Source organism: Bradyrhizobium sp. WSM4872 (assembly GCF_055811715.1).
The window spans coordinates 1-22,731 of record NZ_JBVVPT010000045.1; the positions used below are offsets into that span (position 1 = coordinate 1).

Here is a 22,731-nt window from a genome sequence, read left to right on the forward strand (position 1 = left end):
TCGAATACTTCCACGCCGTTGCAGCAGGATGGAGCCTTAGAGATATGTGCATGCCCTAGGGCCTTCGCCGGGACGACACCGCTTCTTTGACGCACACCTCCATACTAACGGCCTAGGCCGAAATGGATGGGCACCGCCGGGGTTCTTCACTAGTATCCGCGCGATTTCAAAACAGAAAACTGCTGGGAGCTAACACATGAAATCAGCCCTTTTGGCCGCTGTCGCAATTTCGGCTTTGCTGCTGACCGCGCCGGCCTCTGCGCAAGGCGTCAAGATCGGCATCCTCAACGACCAGTCCGGCGTCTACGCCGATTACGGCGGCAAATGGTCCGTCGAGGCCGCCAGGATGGCGATCGAGGATTTCGGCGGCGAGGTGCTCGGCCAGAAGATCGAGCTGGTCACCGCCGACCACCAGAACAAGCCGGATCTCGCCACCTCGATCGCGCGCCGCTGGTACGACGTCGAGAACGTCGACATGATCACGGAGCTGACGACCTCATCGGTCGCGCTCGCGATCCACGAGCTCTCCAAGGAAAAGAAGAAGATCGACATCGTCGTCGGCGCTGCGACCTCGCGCCTCACCGGCGATGCCTGCCAGCCCTATGGTTTCCACTGGGCCTATGACACCCGCGCGCTCGGTGTCGGCACCGGCGGCTCGCTGACCAAGGCCGGCGGCGACACTTGGTTCTTCCTCACCGCGGACTACGCCTTCGGCTACGCGCTGGAAAAGGACACCAGCGAGATCGTCGCCGCCAATGGCGGCAAGGTGCTCGGTTCGGTGCGCGTGCCGCTCAACTCCTCGGACTTCTCCTCCTTCCTGCTCCAGGCGCAGAGCTCGAAGGCGAAGATCGTCGGCCTTGCCAATGCCGGCCTCGACACCACCAATTCGATCAAGCAGGCGTCCGAGTTCGGCATCGTCTCCGGTGGCCAGAAGCTCGCGGGCCTCTTGATGACGCTCGCCGAAGTGAACGGCCTCGGCTTGCAGGCCGCGCAAGGCCTGGTGCTGACCGAGGGCTATTACTGGGATATCAACGATCGCACGCGCCATCTCGGCGAACGCTTTCTCAAGCGCACCGGCCGGATGCCGAACATGATCCAGGCCGGCACCTATTCGGCGACGCTGAGCTATCTCAAGGCGGTCAAAGCCGCCGGCACCAAGGATCCGGATGCGGTCGCCAAGAAGCTGAAGGAGCTGCCGATCGACGACGATTTCGCGCAAGGCGGCAAGGTGCTCGAGAACGGTCGCATGGTTCACGACATGTATCTGTTCGAGGTCAAGAAGCCCTCGGAATCGAAGAAGCCTTGGGACTATTACAAGCAGCTCGCGGTCGTTCCCGGCGAGAAGGCGTTCTTCACTGCCAAGGAGAGCGGCTGCCCGCTGACGAAGTAGGTCTCTCTATGTCGTCCTGGCGAAAGCCAGGACCCATTACCCCGATAGCGGCTTGTTGAAACAAGCTGTGGCCGCGATCGTGCCCATAACCACGCCCTGTGGTTATGGGTCCTGGCTTTCGCCAGGACGACGGCGGGGAGAGTCGTCGCAGCCCGCCCCTCACACCAGCCGCAGCACCGCCGCTCCCAGCGCCCCGGCCCACAGCGCAATGGCCGCGATACCCTGAATAAAAAATCCCGGGCCGCGTTTTGCCGCACCCTTCGAATAGCCGATGAAGTAGACGATGCGGCCGACGATCCAGAGCGCGCCGATCGCCGCTGCACCGGCATCGCTGATGTAGATCGCAAACAGCCAGAGCGACGGCAGGAAGATCGGCATCCATTCCAGCGTGTTCATCTGGATTCGGAACGCGCGCTCGAAATCCGGATGGCCCGACATTGCTGGCACCTTGACGCCGGTTCTGGTGCGCGCGCGCGACACGTTGATGGTGGTGAAGAAGTAGAACAGGATCGCCAGCAGCGTGAGGAGGGCAGTGAGGTGATACATCGCTAGTCCCTTCGAACAGGTCCCGGTTCAATACCCCGTCAGCTCGAGATAGCCAACGCCGTGATGCGTTCCGGCAAAGCTGATCGGCCCTTCCCAATAGGAAAAACCGGTCCCCATCCACGCCTTTGGATTGAGCGGCTTGCAGAGGATCGAGAACGACCGCGAGGGGATCGCGATCTGCCACTCCACCGGCAGCTTGCGCCCGGCCACCTCAGCCGTCGCCGTTGGAATCATCTGGATGTCGTCGCCCGCAATCATGTGCGTGTCGCCTGTGGCGCTGATCCAGTTGCCGAATGGATAGTCCTTGCCGTCTTTTTGGCGCAGCCGGTACAGCATCAGCTTGTCGCCGGATGACAGATGCAGCGACAGCCAGTCCCAGCCGGTCTGGTCGGCGTCGAGCGGCTGGCTGCTCCATTCGCGGTCCATCCAGGCCTGGCCGGACACATCGACCGGCCTGTCGTCGATGGTGAGCGTGCCGCGGGCGCGATAGTACGGCTGGCTGTAATAATAGGAGGCCTGTCCGCGCTCCGACTTGCGGCTGTAGCCGCGATCGCCCTCCAGCACCACGGGACGATCGGCCTCCAGCGTCAGCGCGTAACCGAAGTCGGCGCCCGAGGCTTTCAACGTCAGCGGCGCCAAGGTGCGATCCTCGGTGCGCTCGGATCCGTTCATCGCCCAATCGTCGATCCAGGCTGAGAACGGTTTCGCCGTGACGCCGGCCTGTCCCACGCCGCCGCGGGAAAACAGCTCGCTGAAACGATGGGTGTCGGCGCGCGTCACCGCGGCGTGCGCCATCCACACCTGCTGATTGGCCCAACCTTCGCCCTGCGGCCCCGGCTGTGTCGCCTGCCGGAATAGCGTCCATTGCAGGCCGCACGCCGCGCCGCTGCTATCGACGAGATTCGCCGTGAGATACCACCACTCGATGCGAAACCCCGGATGCGGTCCATGATCGTCCGGAAAGACGAACGTCTTCCCGGGCGTTACCATCGCAAAGCCATCGGCCGTCTCGCCGAGCCCGGCATAGCCTTGCGCGCCCGCGCGGCGGACTGCCGCGAGTGCGGCGATGCCGCCGGCGAAGGTGCGCCGCGAGATCCTGTCAGCGCTCATTGGCAAACACCTTGACGAGGCTCGCCGGCTGCATCCGGGCCAGTCGGATCATCGGCAGAAGCGCGGCAAGCAATGAGGCGAACAGCGCGACTGCGACCAGCTCGACCAGTTGCAGTGGAAACACGTGGAACGGCAGCCGCCACCCGAACGCTTTCACGTTGACGATCGCGATCAGGCACCACGCCACCAGCAGCCCGAGCGGCACGGCCAGGAGGGCCGTGAACAGCGCGACCGACAGCGTCTTGGTCAATTCGATCGCGGCAAGGCGCGGCCTTGTGATGCCGATCGCCCAGAGCGGCGCAAGCTGCGGCAGGCGCGAGTTCGCTAGCGTGAGAAGGCTGGTCAGAAGCGCGATCCCGGCGACGCCGAGCGTGAACGCGTTCAGCGCCGAGGTCACCGCGAAGGTGCGGTTGAAGATCCGGATCGATTCCGCTTTCACCGTCGCCTGGTCGGCGACGCTGCGATCGTCGAGCGCAAACTGCTTCTGCAGCGTCGCGATCAGGCCAGGGATATTCTCCTTCGCAACGATCAGGCCGATGCGCGTCTGCGGCGTCTGCGGAAACTGCCGGATCAGTGCCGCGACGTTCACCGCAAGCTGTCCCTTGGGATTGCCGTAGTCGGCATAGATGCCGACGATGTCGAGCTCCCAGGTCGCCCCCGGCGCCGGGACTTCAACGACATCGCCAACGCGGACGTTGAGGCGGCGGCTCAGTTGCTCGCTGATGAACGCCGCATTGCCGGGCACGAGCCGTGTCCAGGCCCGCGGCGCGGCTTCCAGCAGCGGCCAGCGCTCGCGATAAAGCGCATGATCGGGCAGACCGAGCAATTCCACCGGCTGCCCCTGTACCTGCGCGTCGGCGCGTCCGCCCGACAGGATCGCCTCGACATCGCGGCGCTCCTTCAGCCAGTTGCGGATCGCGACGCCTTTCGCATTGTCGGAGGCGCTGATGTAGACGTCGGCTGCGAGCCGCCCGTTGAGCCAGCCGATGAAGGTGCGGCTGAACGTTTCCACCATGGTGGACACCCCGACATTGACGGCGAGCGCGAGCAGCAGCGCCATCAGCGCCAGCGACAAACCCGAGAGCTGCTGCCGGCTGTCCGCCCAGAACCACAGAGCGAGCGGCCTTCGCGCCAAACGCTGCCCGGCCAGCAGGATAAGTTCGAGGAACGCGGGCAGGATCAACGCGGCGCCGAGCATCAGCGCCGCCAGCACGCTAAAGCCCGCGATCAGCGATTGCCCGTACTGGAGCAGCAACAGCGCGACCGCGAACACGGCGCAGGCAGCTCCGCTTTGCAGGATCAGCCAGCGGCGCTGCCTCTGTTGCCAAGCGCGCGGCTGCGCGGTCGTCAGCACCGGCATCCTGATCGCCTTGATCAGGCTGGTCGCCGCGGCAACAAGCGCGCCGGCAATGCTGATGCCGATGCCGGCGAGCCACCATTCAGGTCGCAGGCTGAGCTGCCCCGGGATCTGCGCGCCATAGAGTCCACGCAGGGATGCTGCGACGTCTGGCAAGAGCGCGGCCGCAATGAAATAGCCGCAGGCAAGCCCGATCAGGCCTGCGACCAGCGCAAGTGCCACGAGCTCGACCACCAACACGGTGTTGACCAGTCGCGCCGAGGCACCGCAGGCACGTAGCGTGCGCAGCATCGGCAGCCGCTGCTCGAAGGCGAGACCGACGGCAGAATTGACGATGAAGAGGCCGACGAAGAACGACAACAGGCCGAAGGCGGTGAGGTTGAGGTGAAAGCTGTCGGTGAGGCGCTCCAGCTCAGTCTCCGCATCCGGCTCAACCCGCTGCAGGCGGTCGCCGACGACGCTCGCCAATGGCGCAGGCTTGCCCTTCGGTTTGCCGATCAGAAGCCGCGAGATCTGGTTCGGCTTGTTCAGCAGCCGCTGCGCCACGCCGATATCGACCACGAGCACGTCGGGCACGAGCTGCGGCAGCACGCGCAGCGGCGGCAGTTTTGCCCCGTTGCTGATCGCTGGTGCCGCACCCTCCTGCTCCTGCAAGTCGATCAGCGTTTCCTTCGCCACCAGCGTCTGGCCCGGCGGCGCGACGAAGCTGCTTAGATCGGCGGCGCCGAGCCGAGGTGCATTGCCGACGTCGACAGGCAGCGTCACCGGCTCGATGCCGAGCAGCCGGACCGAACGGCCGTTGACCTGGACCCGTCCCTCCAGCATCGGCGAGACTGGCCAGCCGGCGCGGCGCAGCTTGACGAACAGCTCCTGCGGAAAGGTCGCGGCATCAGGCGCGACCAGCATCGGCGTCCGCGCGCCGCCGAAGGTTGCCGCGGCGCGGTCATAGGCGTTGCGGGCCTGCTGGTTGATCGCCTGCACGCCGCTCCACAGCGCGGTCGCCGCGATCAGCCCGATCAGGAGCGTCGCGAACTGCATCTTGTGGCGCCGCCAATGGCTGAGCAGCACCGCGAGGACCCAGAGCGCGCGCCTCATGCGATCCGCCCGGCATGCAGATTGACGTGGCGATCGAGTGTCGCGGCCAGATGCAGGCTGTGCGTCACCATCAGAAAGCCGCAGCCGGTGCGCGTGACGAGGTCGCGCGTCAGGGCCAGCACGTCCTCCGCGGTGGCCTCGTCGAGATTGCCGGTCGGCTCGTCCGCCAGCAGCAATGACGGCTTTGTCGCCAGCGCTCGGCCGATCGCGACCCGTTGCTGCTGTCCGCCCGATAATTGTTCTGGATAACGCTTGAGCAGGCCGCCAAGCCCGAGGCGTTCGATCAGCTCTTTATACCAGGCTGCGTCGTATCGGCCCGCGATCCGCGCCTGAAACACCAGGTTATCCCCGACCGACAGGCTCGGGATCAAATTGTACTGTTGAAACACCAGGCCGATCCGGTCGCGCCGCAGGCCCGCGCGGCCCGCATCAGACAGCTTGGTGATTTCGGTGTCTTCCAGTCGGATCGTGCCGCCATCAGCGGCATCGAGCCCTGCGATCAGGTGCAACAGCGTGCTCTTGCCGCTGCCAGATTCGCCGGTCAGTGCGACGCGTTCGCCGGCTTTGAGGTCGAGATCGACGCCGCGCAGGACATGGACCGGCTCACCGGCCGAAGAGAACGTCTTGGAGAGGTTTCGGATGCTCAGCACGATGAATGGCGCCGGACGGAATTAGCGGAATTGCTGCGTAGCACACTTGCTGCGGAAATGCCGGGTTGCGTTGCTATTGAAGCCGTTGTTAGCTCCTAAGAGGACCACATCAAAAAAGTGCCAAAAAGGGACGACGGGGAGAACGATGAGCGCTCAGGCAACGCAGTCCGCGGCGGGCAAGATCACGAGGACATCCACGGGAACGCCCAGGGAAACACCAAAGGGTGCCTGGACCGTCACGTTTCTCCTGTTTCTTTTCATGCTGGTGAACTTCGCCGACAAGATCGTCGTCGGTCTCGCGGGCGTTCCGATCATGACCGAGCTGAAGCTCGAGCCCGAGCAGTTCGGCCTGCTCGGCTCGTCGTTCTTCTTCCTGTTCTCGATCTCGGCCATCGTGGTCGGCTTCATCGTCAACAAGGTACCGACCCGCTGGGTGCTGTTGACCCTCGCGGTGATCTGGGCGCTGACGCAGTTTCCGATGGTCGGCACCGTCTCTTTCACCACGCTCCTGATCTGCCGCATCGTGCTCGGCGCGGGCGAAGGCCCGGCGGCCTCGGTGGCGATGCACGCGGTCTACAAATGGTTCCCCGACGAGAAGCGCACGATGCCGACCGCGATCCTGTCGCAGGGTTCGGCCTTTGGCGTGATCCTGGCGGTGCCGGCGCTGAACTGGATCATCGTCAACCATTCCTGGCACTATGCGTTCGGTGCGCTTGGAATCGTCGGCCTGATCTGGGTCGCGGCCTGGCTCGCGCTCGGCAAGGAAGGCCCGCTGGACACCCACGCATCGGCCGTGGTCGAACCGAAAATACCCTATCTCCAGCTCCTGACATCGCGCACCTTCATCGGCTGCGTGACCGCGACCTTCGGCGCCTATTGGGCGCTGTCGCTCGGGCTCACCTGGTTCACGCCCTTCATCGTCAAGGGCCTTGGCTTCTCGCAGTCTCAGGCGGGCTTCGTGTCGATCCTTCCCTGGGTGTTCGGGGCGACCATCGTCATTCTCACGGGCTGGATCTCGCAGGTGATGCTGGCGCGCGGCTACACGTCGCGGATCTCCCGCGGCGTGCTCGGCTCGGTGCCGCTGATCGTCGGCGGCCTGATCCTCGCGATGATGCCGCATGTCCAAGGCGCGGGCCTCCAGATCGCCCTGCTCGTGGTCGGCTCGGGCCTGTGCGGCGCGATCTACGTCGTCTGCCCACCCATGCTCGGCGAGTTCACGCCGACGTCGCAGCGCGGCGCGGTTCTCGCGATCTACGGCGCGCTCTATACGCTTTCGGGCATCATCGCGCCGCTGGTGATGGGCAGCGTGATCCAGCGCGCCGGCAGCATGCTCGACGGCTACATGACCGGCTTCACCATCAACGCTGCGATCATGGTCGGCTCCGGTGCGCTCGGGCTGCTCCTGCTCTGGCCCAACACGGAAAAGGCCAGGCTGACCGGTGGAGCTACGCCGCAGGCCGCGCCGCTGAAGAGCGTGGTGTCGCCGACGTAAGGGGCGGTTAACGCGTATCACAAATACAACTGTCGTCCCGGCCAAGGCCGGGACCCATAACCACGACTTTTGGTTTGGCGAAGACTAGCCATGACCAGTTCGCGCCACGACTACTTGAGTGCGTATGGGTCCCGGCCTTCGCCGGGACGACGATTGAGCTTGATACTCAAGCCGCAGCTTTCGCCTTCCGCTCCGTGAACGGCGACAGCACCACCGTCGCGAGCATGAAGATCACGGACGCCCCGAACACCCAATGCGGCGCGCTCTGGTCCATGATCCAGCCGAACAGCAGCGGGCTGACGATGCCGCCGAGATTGAAGCCGGTGGAGACGATGCCGAAGGCGCGCCCCGCAGCACCGGGAGGTGCTGCATTGCGCACCAGCATGTCGCGCGAGGGGGCGATCACGCCGGAGAGGAATCCCGCGGTCGCCATCGTAGCGATCAGCGCCCAGCCCGGCAGCGTAACCAGCGCGATCAGCAGCACGATCGCCGCGTTCGCGGCAAAGCAGGCGGCGGCGACATAGCCGTGGCGCTCGGTGTGGTCGGCAAGGAAGCCGCCCGCGAGCACGCCGGCGGCGCTTGCACCGAGGAACGCGGTGAGCGCGACATTGGCTGCGGAATAGGTCACGCCATAGCCGCTCATCAGCGCTACCACGCCGAAATTGTTGATGCCGGCGACCGACAGGCTGAGCAGCATGAACAGCGCCGTCAGCGTGATCAGCGCCGGCGTGATCACGGCTTGTTTGGGTGCGTTCTCGGTCCCCGGCTTCGCCTTGTGCGCGCCGGCATCCGGAATGTTCATGGTCACCAGCAACAGCGCGACCAGAACGCCGATCGCGCCCGATGCGATCAGAGCACCGGCACCGCCAGACATGGTGACCATCGCGGCGACGATTGCCGGTGCCACCGCGCCGCCGAAATATCCGGCAAAGGTATGAATCGAGAAGGCGCGGCCCATCCGCGCTTCGTCCATGTGCTCGGCGAGGATGGCATAGTCGGCGGGATGGTAGACGCTGTTGGCGAGCCCGAGCAGCACGGCGCAGGCGATCAGCGAGGTGTAGCTCAGATGCAGCCCGAGCAGGATCAGCGCGAGGCCGCCGAGGGTGAGGCCGCCCAGCAGGATCCGTCGCGCGCCAAAATGGTCGACGAGATAGCCGGTCGGCGCCTGCGTCAGCCCCGAGACCACGGCCGACACGGTCAGCGCAAAGCCGAGTTCGACATAGCCGACGCCGAGTTGATTCTTGAGGAACGGAAACAGCATCGGCAGGACCAGCAGATGAAAATGGCTGACCCAATGCGCGATCGAGATTCCCGTCAGCGTGCGTAGCGCGCTGTCCGCCTTGCCTTGTTGCGGTGCGGCGAGAACGTCGACCATTGCAGTTCCGTTTCACGTCCTTTGGACACGCGCAAACTATCGGGCAGAGCGGTTATTTGTCCATGAACGCAGGCGCATGGCAGTAGCGCGGGGCGGGGGATTCCCCGCCGTCGTCCTGGCGAAAGCCAGGACCCATCACCCGAGGAAGCAGTTTGGCGAAAACTCGTGGTCCGGTACTGCGACCATCCACGATCGATAGATCACGCGGTATGGATCCTGGCTTTCGCCAGGACGACAGTTGAGAGCGAGGCAAGAGCCGAGCCCTCAAAACGGCTCGTCGTCCGGCCCGTAGCGGTCGCGCTTTGGTGTCGCGACGTCGCCGTCTTCGTAATCATCGTCGTCGGTGTCGCGCGGAGGCGGAGGCTTCTTCGCCTTGTCTTTTGCTGGCGTGTCGTCCGCAATTTTGCGCGGCGCGCTCGGCTTGCCGATCTTGGCCATGGCTGGTCCCGGATGGTGATGCTGCGCCCGATCCTATCCGGAAGATATGTGCGGTTCCTGACTTATCTCAAGTCGTCAGTGCACCACCGGCCCCCCGGCCTTCTTCCAGGCATCGATGCCGCCGGCGATGTGGGCGGTGTTGGTGAGACCGGCCTCCTTGGCGGCGGCGACGGCCATCGCAGAGCGTTCGCCGAAGGCGCAGAAGAACACGACGCGGCGGCCGGTGGCGGCCGCGACCTCGCGCAGCATGCCGCCGGGCTTGAGGCTGTCTTCAATGGACGGATAGGGCGTATGCAGCGCGCCTTCGAGCATGCCGTGCTTCATCCGCTCATTGGTCTCGCGGAGATCGACCAGCAGGATATCGGGACGGCCGAGGCTGCGGATCGCCTCGAGGGCGCGAAGCGCACGGCCCTCTTTCTCCAGCTCCTCCTGGTGCAGGCCGACATGCATGTTGGCGGGCACCGCGACGTCCATCATCTTCGGATTGGGAAGCTTCAGATTGGCCATCAGTTCGATATAGTCGTCGACCGAGCGCACCTGGAGCCGCGGATTGTAGCGTTTCTCCTCCCCGATGGTGGAGACGGTGTCGCCCTTGTAGTCATGCGCCGGAAACACCATCGTCTCGTCCGGCAGCTTGAGCAGCCGATTGAAAATAGACTCATATTGCGCGCGCGAAGAACCGTTCTGGAAATCGGTGCGGCCGGTGCCGCGGATCAGCAGCGTGTCGCCGGTGAAGACGCGATCGCCCATCAAGTAGGAATAGGAGTCGTCGGTGTGGCCGGGCGTGTACATCACGTCGAGCGCCAGGCCCTCGATCGTCACCTTGTCGCCGTCGGCAACCCGCATCGCCACCACGTCGGCCTTGGTCTGGTCGCCCATCACGGTCATGCAATGGGTGCGGTCGCGCAGCTCGCCGAGGCCGGTGACGTGGTCGGCGTGCAGATGGGTGTCCACCGCCTTGACCAGCTTGAGGTCGAGCTCGCGCAGCAGCTGGCAGTAGCGGTCGACCTTCTCCAGCACGGGATCGAGGATCAGCGCCTCGCCGCCGGGGCGGCTCGCCAGGAGATAGCTGTAGGTACCCGAAACACTGTCGAAGAGCTGACGGAAGATCATGGCAAGATCCGGCGTGAATTCCCTCGCGATTCTACTACGCTTCGGGCTGGAAAGAGAAGCAATTCACTGTGTAAGCACGAAAATTTAGAAGATTTTTATTCCTATGCCGCGTGGGTGGGCGTCACCTAGGCACCGCTGTCATTCCCCGCGAAGGCGGGGAATCCAGTACGCCGCGCCCTTTCCGTACCCCTCGCGGTCTCGGAGTACTGGATCGCCCGCCTTCGCGAGCGATGACACCGACTGTGCCGCGACGCTTTGCCCCGACAAAAGGCTCAGGGCCTCACCAATGTGTACCCGTTCTCGCTGAGAAACAGGATCTGGCCGACCCCGACCTGCACCGGTGTCGCCGCGGGGATGAACTCCGGTCGCTTGCCCGTTTCTCGCTCGATCGTGTCGACGGTGTTGAGGCAGATGTCGAACCGCACGCCTTGCGCGATCAGGCTCTCGACCTGCTTGCGGCGCTCGCTGCCGGTGAACAGGAGATCGATGCCGGGACCGAACGCCACCACCTCGATTGCGACCTTGTCGGGGTCGTAGGCTTTCAGCAAATTGTTGGCGACGCTGAGTACCAGAGCTTGCTTCCTGGCATCGCTATCGGAGAGCTGCAGCACGATCTTGTGCTCGGCGAACGGCTTGTCCTGGAGCGGCACCTGCTGCGCGAAAGCCGGCGGCATCGCCGCCCAGGCGAACAGCGCCAGCAGCATCGCGGATAGGGTTTGCGACCGCATCATCCCTGTCCTGCGATGCCCGGATTGCCCTCGACGCCCCTCAGCGTGACGCCGGAGCCGAGTCGCTCCTGAAACATCCGACCCGAGCGCAGATATTTTGCCACCACATCCCACACCGGCGCGCCTTGCTGGCCATTAACCGAGGCCCAGCCCGCGACCTTGTAGCGGTGGCTGGCATTGAGCGCCTTGCCGCCATTGAGCTTCAGCTCCGAGATGCGGTTGCCGATCGCCGCCGTCGGCGTACAGGTGTAGCTGAGCCCGCCGGCGCGCACCATGTCGCCGCCCTGCTGGTAATAGGGATCGGTATTGAAGAGGTTGTCGCAGACGTCTTCCAGCACGTCCTTGATCTGGGCGCCGGTCATCTCCTGCACATAGGTCTCGGGATAGCTGATCGCGGTTTCCGCCAGCAAATCCTCCATCGTCAGCGCCTGGCCGGACAGCCCGGTGACGCCCCAGCGGAAGCCCGGCGACAGCGCGATCTCGGCGTTGAGCTCGTTGCGCAGCGCGCTGCAGATCAGCTCGTCGACCGGGCCGGCGAAATTGTCGCGGCGATACAGCAGGCGATCGGGCGTCGCGATCTTCTCCGACCAGTCGGTGACGAAGGGCGCCCGCAACCGGCCGATCAGTTCGGCCATCCCAGGATCGGGCTTCAACAGCTCGGAATAAACCGGCAGCAGATGATATTTGACGTCGCCGACCTTGCCCTTGTCGAGCGCGAGATCGAGTACGGCCAGAAATTTTCCGTTGGAGCCGGCATTGGTGACGAGCGTCGTGCCGCTCGCATTCTTCACGGCGATGGGCTGCGGGATCGCATCATGGGTATGGCCGCCGAGGATGACGTCGATGCCGGTGACGCGGCTCGCGAGCTTGAGATCGACGTCCATGCCGTTGTGCGACAGCAGGATGACCGCATCGACCTTGTCGGTACCGCGCAAGCCGTCGACATGCTTCTGGAGCTCTTCCTCCCGGATGCCGAAGGTCCAGTCCGGCGTGAACCGTTTGGGATGCGCGATCGGCACGTAAGGGAAGGCTTGGCCGACGATCGCGACGCGATGGCCGCCGAGTTCCTTGATCACGGAGGGCTTGAACACGCGCCCCGTCGCCTTGTCGAAGGCGGCGGCATCGTTGAATGCGGCTTCCTCGGTCAGGAAAACGTTCTGCGCCAGAAACTCGCCCTTGAACCGCGCGAGATTGTCGCGCAGCGCCTGCTCGCCGTAGGTGAATTCCCAATGCCCGGTCATCGCCTCGATACCGAGCAGGTTTGCGGCCTCGACCATGTCGCGGCCCTGCATCATGTTGGCGAGCCCCGTGCCTTGCCAGAGGTCGCCGCCGTCAACGAGCATGGAGTGCTTTTCGCCGGCATCGCCGCGCAAGCGGTCGATCAGCGTCTTCAGATGGGCGAAGCCGCCGAGCTTGCCGAAGCGGCCTGCGGACTTCTCGAACTCGAAGCAGCTGAAGGCATAGGCGTCCGCGCTGTCGGGCCTGATGCCGAAACGGTCGAGGAAGGCGCGGCCGACCAGATGCGGCGGCCGTCCCGCCATCTCGCCGATCCCGATATTGACGCTGGGCTCGCGAAAATAGACCGGATTGAGTTGCGCATGCGTATCGGTGAGGTGAAGGATCCGCGCATTGCCGAACCGTTCGAGGTCGTAAATGCTCGCGGCCTCAGCACCGCGCGCAAGCCGCGGCAGGCCGAGCGATGCGGCAGCAAGGCTTGCATTCTTCAGGAAATCGCGGCGGCGGATCGCCATCCAGAAATTCTCCGCGCCCTCTCATGGTCGCAAGGCTGTTGCAGGAGCGAACAGTCTAGCGGATTTCCATCGCCTTCCAGGCCTCTTTTTCGGAAATCGCCTGGAAGATCGAGGCCTTCGCCAGCGCCTCGGCTTCCCTGGCTGCGGCCACGGCGCGGTCGAAATCGCCGCCATCGGCCGCCTTCTTTGCGGCGGCCAGCGTCGAGACGGTCACGGTCCATTGGTGGCGCAAGCTGGCAGCCTCCTTGGAGGCGGCTTCGGCGGCGGCATAGGCTGTCCTGTAATCCGCCTCGTTTGCCGCGTGCGCCGCCGGCGCGAGGCCGAGGGTAAGCAGCAGGGCGAGGGCAAGTGACCGCTTCATGGCCGCGCTCCCGGTCCCGATATCGGCAGGCCGTTTGCGACGTAGGACAGGAAATATTCGACGTCGCGATATTCATCCGCCTGCGGCTCCAGCGGAACCGCGCGGGTCTGGCTGTTGCAGGTGACGAAGCGGCGGCTGGTCGTGCCCATGCCGCTCCATTCGGAGCGGTAGATCGGCATGGCGTTCAGAATGCCGAGCGCCGGCGCCAGGATCTCGGCGCGGATACGTTCGCCGGGGCTCTGCACATGGCAGCTCGCGCAGGAGAAATTCAATTGGCCGCGGCGGGTGTAGAAATAGCGCTTCCCGTTCTCGAATGCCGCGAGCGCGCGCGGATCGTCGGGGATCTTGATGTCCATCGGCTTGCCGCGCGAGGTGAAGGCCATGTAGGCGGTGAGCGAGGCCATCTCGTCCTTGACGTAGGAATAGGGCGCCTCGCCATTGGCCTCGCGGCAGCGGTTGAGCGCCAGCTCCAGCGTGACGACCTTGCCCTCCTTCTCGTCGAAATAAGGATAGTTCTGGCGGATGCCGATGCCGCCGTTCGGGAAACAGTCGGCATAGGTCTTGCCGTTCTTGAACGGGGTGGCGAACATTTCCTTGCCGGCGTCGAGCGCGAACTCGTAGGGCGGGAATTCCTCCTTCTCCTGCCACTGCCGCTTCATGTCCTCGTTCATCGAATAGGGGCCGTTGACGAAATCCTCGTGCTTCACGGTTGGGAATTTCTGGAAGAAGAAGTTCTGGAACGCCTTGGCATCGGCGACGGGATCGACCTTGTCGGCCGCCACCACGCGCGGAGAGGTGAGGGCCAACGCGACCAGCGCGGCGCTCAACGAACCAAGCAGGATGGAGGTGCGGGCCTTCATCACGAGATCTTCGCGGTGGTCGTGTCCGACGCACCCTTGTTATCGGTCCAGGAGACCTTGAGATCGTCGCCCTTCTTGGCCCCCTTGAAGCTGAACTTGACATAGGGGTCCTTCGAGATCGCGGTGCCCCAATCGGCAACGAAGACGTCCTTGCCGTTACATTCGAATGTCAGCTGCTGGATGTAATGCGCCGGGATCAGCTCGCCCTTGGCGTCCTTGACGAAGCCGGTATCCATGGGGTGCTGGATCAGCGCCTGCACCTCGGTGATGTCGCCGTTGGCGGTGGCGCGGACGCGAATGCTGGATGCCATCTCGATCTTCCTCGCTTAGCCGCCGCAGCCGCCGACGGTGACCTTGACCTCTTTGGTCGCGCTGTAGAGCTTGCCGTCGGCCTCCACGATCGCAACGACGTTGGTGGTTTTGGCCATCTTCAGCCGGTTGGCGACGGCAGGGATCGTGCCTTCGGGAATCCTGTAGCTGGCGGCAAGCGCGCTGGGATTCTCGGCCACGAAGAACGAGATCGAGGTGACCTTGTCGAGCGTCGTCGTCACCGAGATTGGCACGACACCGCCGTTCTCGGCGATCTCGGGGGCGTCCAGCTTGACCTTGTCGGACGGCTCGGCGGTTTTGCCGTACAGCGCCTTGACGGCGTCCGCCTCGCTCTTCTGCTTGAAGGCCTCTTCCGGATATTTGTCGTTGGCCGCGGCGCGCGCGGGCGCGGCGCCGAACGGCAGATTGCCGAGGCCGAGCAGCGCGACCGAGGCTGCGCCCTGAAGCATCAGGCGCCGCGTCGCGCTTGGGCCGGTGAGTGTGGTCATTTCGGGTCTCCCAACCAAATCTCGTGGCGTGCCTGAAGTCACAGGGTCTGCAGGAAATCAACGATCGCGCTGATCTCCTGTTCGGTCAAAATCCGGTTCCGGCCGAACGGCGGCATCATGGTCTGCGGATTGCGCCTGGTCTCGTCGAAGATGATCGCGGCCAGCTCGTTGCGATCGGGGTACTTGGCCTTGAGGTCCTTCAGTTCCGGCCCGATCGTTCCCGGCAGGTCGCCACCCCTGATGACATGGCAGGTCAGGCAATTGCCCTTGCCGCGGTCGAAAGCGAGTTTCTGGCCGTCGGCCACAGCGGACTGCGCCCACGCCGGGCTGGCGAGGCCGGCGGCAATGGCCAGCAAGATGAACAGAACGGGCGTCCGGGAAAAGGCGGTCAAGGCGTCATTCCGAGGCGTTATATCGATGGTCAAGATCGCGAAATAGAAGCGTTCCAAAGCACAAAGGGCACCGCCTGACAATCGAGACTATGCACGCGACAAAATGAAGTTAATATCTTCCCCATTGCAACTAATGAGATTATTTGTTCAGCCGATTTGGCCCGAGACTTAAGGGCCGTGGCGCGGGCCGGCTGTTTCCTGAGCGTTTTGCCGCTCAACCTGTTTTCAACGCGTTCTCGTTTTTTCAAGGGGACCTCACTTGGCTGAATATGTCGTCGAATTCGGCAGGGATGGCGGTCGGGTCGAGTCGGATGGGCGGCTCGACGCACCGGCATTTCATCGCAATCACGAGCCGCTCTGGGCGGCACTGGAACGGCATCTCGCCGGCTGCACCGGCAACGTGGTCGAGCTCGGCAGCGGAACCGGCCAGCACGTGGTCTACTTCGCCCGTCACACGCCCGGCCTGATCTGGTGGCCCAGCGATCTCAACCAGCGCCACCTCAAGAGCATCGAGGCCTGGCGCGTTCATTCAGGCCTGAAAAATATCCGCTCGCCGCTGCGGATCGATCTCACCGATCCTGATTGGTGCCCGGAGATGAAAAGCGGGCAGGCGCCGTCGAGTCTTGCCGCATTGTTCTGCGCCAATGTCATCCACATCGCGCCATGGAGCGTCGCCGAGGGCCTGTTCGCCGGCGCCGGCCGCTATTTGCGGGCCGACGGCAAGCTGTTCCTCTACGGCCCGTTCAAGCGCGGCGGCAAGCACATCGCGCTCAGCAACGCCGTGTTCGACACCTCCTTGCGTGAAGGCAATCCCGATTGGGGCGTGCGTGATATCGCCGATGTCGAAGCGCTCGCCCGCGGCGCAAGTCTTCGCCTCGTCGATACGATCGACATGCCCGCGAATAATCTGACCTTGGTATTCGCGCGATAGGAGGTCGTCATGCCCGGGCTTGTCCCGGGCATCCACGTTCTTCGTGCACCAGCCAAGGCGTGGATGGCCGGGTCAAGCCCGGCCATGACGGTGCGGAGATGTCAGCGACGCAAACGCTAGCCCTCGTCCCGCCACCCGATCTTGTCCTTCAAGAACCGAAACCCCAGCACCTCGAACCCCGCGCGCTCCTTGTTGTCCTTGCCGTAGCCGTGGCCGCCCGCTTCAGGCTCGTAGAACCAGGCTTCATAGCCCATGGCCTGCAGCTTTGCCGCCATCTTGCGCGCATGGCCGGGATGGACGCGGTCGTCGCGCCGCGTGGTGGCGATCAGGATCGGCGGATAGGGCTGGCCGGCTTTGACGTTGTGATAGGCGGAGTAGGTCTTGAGCCAGTCCCACTCCTCGGGCTTGTCGGGATCGCCATATTCCGCGATCCAGCTCGCGCCGGCGAGCAGCTTCGTGTAGCGGCGCATGTCGATCAGCGGGATGGTGCAGAACAGCGCGCCGAAACGCTCGGGGTATCGCACCAGCATGTTGGTGATGAGGATGCCGCCGTTCGATCCACCCTGCGCGGCAATGCGCTTTGCCGTCGTCACCCCGCGGCGGACGAGATCGGCGGCAACGGCTGCGAAATCATCGTGCGACAGTTTCTTGCCGGCGAGCCGGCCGGCATCGTGCCAGCGCGTGCCGAATTCGCCGCCGCCGCGCAAATTCGCCTGCACCGTCGCGCCGCCGCGCTCCAGCCACAGCTTGCCGAGTGACGGATTGTAATACGGCTTCACCGAATGGGCGAAGCCGCCATAGGCGCTCATATAGACCGGTGCATCGCCGGTCTCGCCAACAGGGCCGGTCTGCACATAGGGGATACGCTCGCCGTCGATCGAGATCGCCTCGTGCTGGGTCACCATGAGGCCGTCGGCGTTGAATGTTTTAGGCGCCTGCTTCAACACGGTCGGGCTCGCGACGCCGCGCTCGATCAGCAGCAGCGACGGCGGCGTCAGCGGATCCTGCACATTGGCAAGCAGGTCGCCATTGCTCTCGGAGGGATGGCGATCCAGCGGCCAGATGTCGACGACGCCGATCTGCGGCAGGCCACCGAGTGACTCGCGGCTCCAGCTTGTGGCGGACGGCGTACAGATCTCGAATTGCGGCTGGAGCTCGTCGAGGATCGACAGCACCAGCCTGCCCCCGGCCCAGAACAGACCTTGCAAGGCGCGGCGAGGTTCCGGCTCGAACAGCACCGCGAAATCGCGGCTGCCGGCGAGGAAGGCCGAGAGCGACATGCCGAGCACGGTGTCGGCGGCATAGGCTTTTCCCTCGATCGACCAGGCTTCGCGCAGCTTCATCGCGAACCAGTCGCCATGCGCCTGCAACCAGATGCCGGTCGGCAGATCGAGCTTCGTCGTCGCGCCGTCCGCGCAGCGCAGCCAGAGCGCATGATTGAAGAAGTCGATCTGGTCGACGATCCAGCTGCGCGGGGCCGCAGCGGTGTCGTCGACGATGCCGGAGATCGCCATATGATCGGCCGTGGTCTCGATGATCATTTGCGCCTGATCGACAGGCTGGCCGCGCCGCCACAGGCGAACCGTCCGCGAATATCCCGAACTCGTCGCCATGCCCTCACCATGGGCGCTCGACAGCAGCAGCGTGTCGGCATCGAGCCAATCGACGCCGCCCTTGGCTTCCGACAGCGCAAATCCGTCCGCCACGAAACTCCTGGTGTCGAGGTCGAATTCCCGCAAGGTGACGGCGTCGCTGCCACCGCGCGACAGGCCCAAAATGGCGCGCGCGCTTCCCGGCCGCGTGGTGATGCCGCTCAGCAGCCAGTCCTCGCCTTCGCGTGCGGCGAGCTGGTCGACGTCCAGCATGATCTCCCACGCCGGATGCGATTTGCGAAACTCCGCGGGCGAAGTCTTCCGCCACAGGCCGCGCGGGTTGGTGGCATCCTTCCAGAGATTGTGCAGTTCGTCGCCGCGCCGGCTGACATAGGGAATGTTGTCGGAACGATCGTAGATCGCCGCGAGGATGTCGCGGTCGCGCGCGAAGGCCGCTCCGCCGAACGCCTCGAGCGTCAGGCTGTTCTGCCGCGTGACGAAATCGAGCGCCTGCTTGCCTTCGATCTCCTCCAGCCAGAGCCAGGGATCGTCATCGGGAGCACCGAGCGTAGGCCTGTCGTCGACGGACATGAACGAAACTCCGGAAGGTTGCGGCGGATAGGATTTGATCGAGCGCAAGCCGTCAAGTGCGCGGCCCGTTATCATCGGCCCGATTGCGTCAGAGACATGGCCTGCGCCCGTTTGCGCCGGTTGCCCGCCCTCCCGCGCCCCGCCATAGTGCCGGGAATCAAGCGAGCCCCTTGGAAGCACTTAAAAGCCCGTTGGGGCGGAAATACCGATGCTGGATGTGACTGCAGCCAATGAGATCGCCGCCGACGCCCGCGTGCGCGCCAATGTGGTGCGCCTTGCCGCCGCGCAAGCGCTGACCGGCGCCAACTCTGCGGTGATCTTCGCCACCGGCGCGATCGTCGGCGCGACGCTCGCGCCCGACGTCTCGTTCGCGACCGTGCCGATCTCGATGTATGTGCTCGGCCTCGCCGCCGGCACGCTGCCGACCGGCGCGATCTCGCGCCGCTTCGGCCGCCGCGTCGCTTTCATCGTCGGCACCGGTGTGGGTGCGCTGACCGGTCTGCTCGGCTGCTTCGCGATCCTGCACGCTTCGTTCGCGCTGTTCTGTGTCGCGACTTTTCTCGGCGGCCTCTACGGCGCGGTGGCGCAGTCCTATCGCTTCGCTGCCGCCGACGGCGCCAGTGCAGACTATCGGCCCAAGGCGGTGTCCTGGGTGATGGCGGGCGGCGTGTTCGCCGGCGTGCTCGGTCCGCAGCTCGTGCAATGGACCATGGATGTCTGGCAGCCTTATCTGTTCGCCTTCAGCTTTCTGGTCCAGGCTGCCGTCGCGCTCATCGCGATGGGCATCGTCGCGGGGGTCGACATGCCGAAACCGGCACCGGCCGATCTTCACGGCGGGCGGCCGCTGCTCGAGATCGTGACCCAGCCGCGTTTCATCGCGGCGGCGCTGTGCGGCGTCATCTCATATCCCATGATGAATCTGGTGATGACCTCGGCGCCGCTCGCCATGAAGCTGTGCGGCTTGAGCGTTTCCGATTCCAATTTCGGCATCCAATGGCACATCGTCGCCATGTACGGGCCGAGCTTCTTCACGGGCGCGCTGATCGCCCGCTTCGGCGCGCGGAAGGTCGTTGCCGCCGGCCTGCTGCTGGAGGCCGGCGCCGCCGGCATCGGCCTGTCCGGCATCACCGCGATGCATTTCTGGGCCACGCTGATCGTGCTTGGTGTGGGGTGGAATTTCTCCTTCATCGGCGCCTCCGCGCTGGTGCTGGAGACGCACCGGCCGCAGGAGCGCAACAAGGTGCAGGCTTTCAACGATTTCCTGGTGTTCGGCATGATGGCGATCGGCTCGTTCTCGTCCGGCCAATTGCTCGCCAGTTACGGCTGGTCCGCGGTGAACATGGTGGTGTTTCCGCCGGTGCTGCTCGGCCTCGCCGTGCTCTCGCTGGCCTCCTTTGCCCGCCGCCGCAAAGCGCGGCTGGACGCGGCCATGGGTGAGTTCCCGGACGCGATCTGAGATGGCGGGAGGCTGTCAGCAGCGTTGATAGTTCGATCCAGGTCGAAGTGATTTCCGGGGCTTGGGTTGTTACATGATGCTCGTCATGAACAGGCGGGCGTGATGCAAGGCGCTCGCGGGGGAAACCAAGGACAAGCGCAAATGCTCGACAATCCCCGGCACGACGTATCCATCGACGAATCCTCCCTCCGCTACGAAGGCTGGCGCATCGTTGCGGTCTGCTTCCTGCTCGCGACCTTCGGCTGGGGGCTCGGCTTCTACGGCCAGAGCGTCTATGTCGCCGAGCTCCAGCGCGCGCACGGCTGGTCGGCCTCGCTGATCTCGTCCGGCACGACGTTCTTCTATCTGTTCGGCGCGCTGCTCGTCGTTTTCGTCGGCGAGGCCGTCAACAAATACGGCCCGCGTCTCGGCCTGATCGCGGGGACGCTGGCGATGTCGGCCGCGGCGGTCGCGATCGGCGCGGTGCGCGAGCCGTGGCAGCTTTATCTCGCCAACGCCGTGCTCGCCTTCGGTTGGGCCGGTACCAGTTTGGCCATGATCACCAACACGATCAGCCTGTGGTTCGACCACAAGCGCGGCATGGCCATCAGTCTCGCGCTGAATGGCGCAAGCTTCGGCGGCATCGTCGGCGTGCCGCTGCTGGTGACGTTGATCGGCCATGTCGGCTTCACCAGTGCGATGTTTATCGTCGCCGGCGCCATGCTCGTGCTGCTCGTGCCGGTGATCCTGATTGTCGTCGGCCGCCCGCCTGATCTCCATGGCCGGCGCGCCGCGACGAAGGCGAAGCCGCAATCGTCGGCGCAGATCCGCAGCCAGGCGTTGCGCGATGTCGGCTTCCTCACCGTGACCATTGCTTTTGCCTTGGTGCTGTTCGCGCAGGTCGGCTTCATCGTCCACCTGATCTCGTTCCTCGATCCCGTGATCGGGCGCGAGCGGGCGGCCGTCGCGGTTGCGGTGCTGACCGCGATGGCGGTGATCGGCCGGGTGCTGTTCTCGCTGGTGATCGACCGCCTCAACCAGCGGCTCGCCTCGGCGCTGTCGTTCCTGAGCCAGGCCGTGGCGCTTCTCGTCGTCATCAATATGCACAATGATTACGTGCTGATCGCCGCCTGCGCATTGTTCGGCTTCTCGGTCGGCAATCTCATCACGCTGCCGTCGCTGATCGTGCAGCAGGAGTTCGATTCCGCCTCGTTCGGCGTGCTGATCAGCCTCAACACCGCAATCAACCAGGTGACCTATGCGTTCGGCCCTGGCGTGGTCGGCTTTCTGCGCGATTTCTCCGGTGGCTATGAGCTGCCGTTCTATCTGTGTATTGCGCTGGAGGTTGTGGCGGCGGCGCTGATCATGGTGCGGGGGAAGCCGCGAGGAAAGCTTTCGTAGGGTGGGCAAAGGCGCATCGCGCCGTGCCCACCATCTGATTCTCCACTTGCCCTCGCGAGATTTGGTGGGCACGCTTCGCTTTGCCCACCCTACGAGACTAGGCCTCGCGCTGCTTCAGCAGCCCGTCCACATCCAGCCGCTTCGTGAACATCGCGAGCTTGCCGTCCGGCCCGAACGGCCATTGCTCCCGCGGCTTGTCCCAATACAACTCGACGCCGTTCTGGTCCGGATCGCGCAAATACAGCGCTTCGGACACGCCATGGTCGCTCGCTCCGTCGAGCGCAATGCCGGCAGAGAGCACGCGGTGCAGCGCATCCGCCAGCGCGGGCCGCGTCGGATAGAGGATCGCGGTGTGATAGAGCCCGGTCGTTCCCGGCGGCGGCGGCGAACCGCCCTTGCTCTCCCAGGTGTTGAGCCCGATGTGGTGGTGATAGCCGCCGGCCGAGATGAAGGCCGCGCCGGAGCCCATCCGCTGCATCAGCTCGAAGCCGAGCACGCCGCAATAGAAGCCCAGCGCGCGATCGAGATCGGCGACCTTGAGATGGACGTGGCCGATCCTGGTGCCGGCGGCGACGGCTTGGTTCTGCGACATGCGGCTGCTCCGTTGATGAACCCCACATAGGTCCGGCCCCGGGATGCTGCTACCGGCCTATCCCGAAACCCATCGTTTCCTTACGCGAAACTATGAGAGCTCCCGCACCTCGCCCTCCGGCAGCTCGAACTCAAACGTGTTCAGCGTCATCGACACCAGCGTGTAATAGCCGCACAGACCAACCACCTCGACCACGCCGCGCTCGCCGAGCAGCTTCACCGCCTCATCATAGAGGCCCTTCTCGACGCCGTGGCCCTCATGCAGCGACTTCGCGACGTCGTAGATCATCTTAGCCCTGGGATCGTCGAAGACGGGCGTGCGGCGGTCGCGGATCGCGTGGATGATGTCGGGCTTCATGCCGCCGGCAAGCGCGAGGCGCTTGTGCGCGTACCATTCGTAATGCGCGGTCCAGTGCCGCGCCGTCACCAGGATCGCGATCTCCGAGAGCTTCGCAGGGAAGATCGTATCGTAGCGCAGGACCTCGCCGAGCCGCGTGGCGTGACGGGCCATGTCGGGGCTGTTCAGCCAGGCCATCATCGGCGCTGGCGGCTTGCCGCGCTTGCCGGCAATCGACTCGTCATAGGTCTGCCGCTGGCTCTCGTTCATTTCGCCAGGCGAAAGAAGTTTCAGGCGCATTGTTGTTTCCTCTTTGTTTTCAAGCTTCGCCGTCGCGGCGACTATAGCGGATGCGTGACACGGAAGTGGTTGAATTC

At 64.5% G+C, this 22,731-nt stretch carries 22 protein-coding genes; 5 read left to right on the plus strand and 17 right to left on the minus strand.

All coding sequences use genetic code 11. The annotated features are described in order from the left end of the window. Window positions 1–196: 196 nt before the first annotated feature. Entirely contained in the window at window positions 197–1,390 is a 1,194-nt protein-coding gene (locus AC0L3C_RS34155) for an ABC transporter substrate-binding protein (protein WP_473410194.1), read from the plus strand. Window positions 1,391–1,549: 159 nt separating this feature from the next. Here the strand turns inward: AC0L3C_RS34155 and AC0L3C_RS34160 are convergent, their stop codons facing one another. The 4 genes from AC0L3C_RS34160 to AC0L3C_RS34175 are packed head-to-tail and all read right to left on the minus strand — an operon-like array spanning window position 1,550 to window position 6,148. Next, a complete protein-coding gene (locus AC0L3C_RS34160; RefSeq protein ID WP_473410195.1) occupies window positions 1,550–1,936 on the minus strand; it encodes an MAPEG family protein in 387 nt (128 codons plus the stop codon). A gap of 27 nt (window positions 1,937–1,963) precedes the next feature. Continuing rightward, window positions 1,964–3,046 carry a lipocalin-like domain-containing protein gene (locus AC0L3C_RS34165; protein ID WP_473410196.1) on the minus strand — a complete coding sequence of 361 codons (1,083 nt, stop codon included), beginning with the start codon at window positions 3,044–3,046 and terminating at the stop codon, window positions 1,964–1,966. Beyond that, entirely contained in the window at window positions 3,036–5,498 is a 2,463-nt protein-coding gene (locus tag AC0L3C_RS34170) for an ABC transporter permease (protein WP_473410197.1), read from the minus strand. Before AC0L3C_RS34170 ends, AC0L3C_RS34165 begins: the two co-directional genes overlap by 11 nt. After that, entirely contained in the window at window positions 5,495–6,148 is a 654-nt protein-coding gene (locus AC0L3C_RS34175) for an ABC transporter ATP-binding protein (RefSeq protein WP_473410198.1), read from the minus strand. Before AC0L3C_RS34175 ends, AC0L3C_RS34170 begins: the two co-directional genes overlap by 4 nt. Window positions 6,149–6,293: 145 nt before the next feature. Between AC0L3C_RS34175 and AC0L3C_RS34180 the strand changes: the two genes are divergently transcribed. Continuing rightward, the gene (locus AC0L3C_RS34180; protein ID WP_473410199.1) at window positions 6,294–7,640 is read left to right on the plus strand and encodes an MFS transporter; all 1,347 of its coding nucleotides are present in this window, start codon (window positions 6,294–6,296) and stop codon (window positions 7,638–7,640) included. Between the two features lie 166 nt (window positions 7,641–7,806). On the opposite strand, the gene AC0L3C_RS34185 is transcribed toward AC0L3C_RS34180, so the two are convergent. From AC0L3C_RS34185 to soxX, 10 genes are all read right to left on the minus strand, one after another. After that, window positions 7,807–9,015 (minus strand): MFS transporter, encoded by a 1,209-nt coding sequence (locus tag AC0L3C_RS34185; RefSeq protein ID WP_473410200.1) that lies wholly within the window; start codon window positions 9,013–9,015, stop codon window positions 7,807–7,809. Between the two features lie 264 nt (window positions 9,016–9,279). Beyond that, window positions 9,280–9,453: a hypothetical protein gene (locus AC0L3C_RS34190; protein WP_473410201.1), complete on the minus strand. Its 174-nt coding sequence runs from the start codon at window positions 9,451–9,453 to the stop codon at window positions 9,280–9,282. A 75-nt stretch (window positions 9,454–9,528) separates the two neighbouring features. Further along, on the minus strand, window positions 9,529–10,566 hold the full coding sequence (locus tag AC0L3C_RS34195; protein ID WP_473410202.1) for an MBL fold metallo-hydrolase: 1,038 nt from the start codon (window positions 10,564–10,566) through the stop codon (window positions 9,529–9,531). 272 nt (window positions 10,567–10,838) lie between these two features. Next, entirely contained in the window at window positions 10,839–11,297 is a 459-nt protein-coding gene (locus AC0L3C_RS34200) for a DsrE family protein (RefSeq protein ID WP_473410203.1), read from the minus strand. Continuing rightward, window positions 11,294–13,045, minus strand: coding sequence for a thiosulfohydrolase SoxB (soxB, locus tag AC0L3C_RS34205; RefSeq protein WP_473410204.1), 1,752 nt, complete (start codon window positions 13,043–13,045; stop codon window positions 11,294–11,296). Before soxB ends, AC0L3C_RS34200 begins: the two co-directional genes overlap by 4 nt. A 55-nt stretch (window positions 13,046–13,100) precedes the next feature. Continuing rightward, entirely contained in the window at window positions 13,101–13,406 is a 306-nt protein-coding gene (locus AC0L3C_RS34210) for a hypothetical protein (protein ID WP_473410205.1), read from the minus strand. Continuing rightward, window positions 13,403–14,266, minus strand: coding sequence for a sulfur oxidation c-type cytochrome SoxA (gene soxA, locus AC0L3C_RS34215; RefSeq protein WP_007598012.1), 864 nt, complete (start codon window positions 14,264–14,266; stop codon window positions 13,403–13,405). The genes AC0L3C_RS34210 and soxA overlap by 4 nt, the downstream gene beginning before the upstream one ends. After that, the gene (gene soxZ, locus AC0L3C_RS34220) at window positions 14,266–14,577 is read right to left on the minus strand and encodes a thiosulfate oxidation carrier complex protein SoxZ (protein ID WP_063996422.1); all 312 of its coding nucleotides are present in this window, start codon (window positions 14,575–14,577) and stop codon (window positions 14,266–14,268) included. The genes soxA and soxZ overlap by 1 nt, the downstream gene beginning before the upstream one ends. A 15-nt stretch (window positions 14,578–14,592) precedes the next feature. After that, complete coding sequence (gene soxY, locus AC0L3C_RS34225) at window positions 14,593–15,084, minus strand: thiosulfate oxidation carrier protein SoxY (protein ID WP_473249918.1); 492 nt, start codon at window positions 15,082–15,084, stop codon at window positions 14,593–14,595. Window positions 15,085–15,122: 38 nt separating this feature from the next. Beyond that, window positions 15,123–15,476: a sulfur oxidation c-type cytochrome SoxX gene (gene soxX / locus AC0L3C_RS34230; RefSeq protein WP_473410206.1), complete on the minus strand. Its 354-nt coding sequence runs from the start codon at window positions 15,474–15,476 to the stop codon at window positions 15,123–15,125. Between the two features lie 259 nt (window positions 15,477–15,735). Between soxX and AC0L3C_RS34235 the strand changes: the two genes are divergently transcribed. Next, complete coding sequence (locus tag AC0L3C_RS34235; protein ID WP_473410207.1) at window positions 15,736–16,407, plus strand: DUF938 domain-containing protein; 672 nt, start codon at window positions 15,736–15,738, stop codon at window positions 16,405–16,407. Window positions 16,408–16,523: 116 nt separating this feature from the next. Here AC0L3C_RS34235 and AC0L3C_RS34240 read toward each other — a convergent pair whose 3' ends face one another. Then, window positions 16,524–18,590, minus strand: a complete 2,067-nt coding sequence (locus tag AC0L3C_RS34240) for a prolyl oligopeptidase family serine peptidase (protein WP_473410208.1) — start codon at window positions 18,588–18,590, stop codon at window positions 16,524–16,526. 208 nt (window positions 18,591–18,798) lie between these two features. Here AC0L3C_RS34240 and AC0L3C_RS34245 point away from each other — a divergent pair, with 208 nt between their 5' ends. After that, complete coding sequence (locus AC0L3C_RS34245) at window positions 18,799–20,046, plus strand: MFS transporter (protein ID WP_473410209.1); 1,248 nt, start codon at window positions 18,799–18,801, stop codon at window positions 20,044–20,046. Between the two features lie 141 nt (window positions 20,047–20,187). Then, window positions 20,188–21,426, plus strand: coding sequence for an MFS transporter (locus AC0L3C_RS34250; RefSeq protein WP_473410210.1), 1,239 nt, complete (start codon window positions 20,188–20,190; stop codon window positions 21,424–21,426). 97 nt (window positions 21,427–21,523) lie between these two features. Here the strand turns inward: AC0L3C_RS34250 and AC0L3C_RS34255 are convergent, their stop codons facing one another. Together AC0L3C_RS34255 and AC0L3C_RS34260 are read right to left on the minus strand one after the other, a co-directional pair. Continuing rightward, entirely contained in the window at window positions 21,524–22,018 is a 495-nt protein-coding gene (locus AC0L3C_RS34255; protein ID WP_219678950.1) for a VOC family protein, read from the minus strand. Window positions 22,019–22,108: 90 nt separating this feature from the next. Then, window positions 22,109–22,654 carry a carboxymuconolactone decarboxylase family protein gene (locus tag AC0L3C_RS34260; protein ID WP_473410211.1) on the minus strand — a complete coding sequence of 182 codons (546 nt, stop codon included), beginning with the start codon at window positions 22,652–22,654 and terminating at the stop codon, window positions 22,109–22,111. Window positions 22,655–22,731 lie beyond the last annotated feature (77 nt).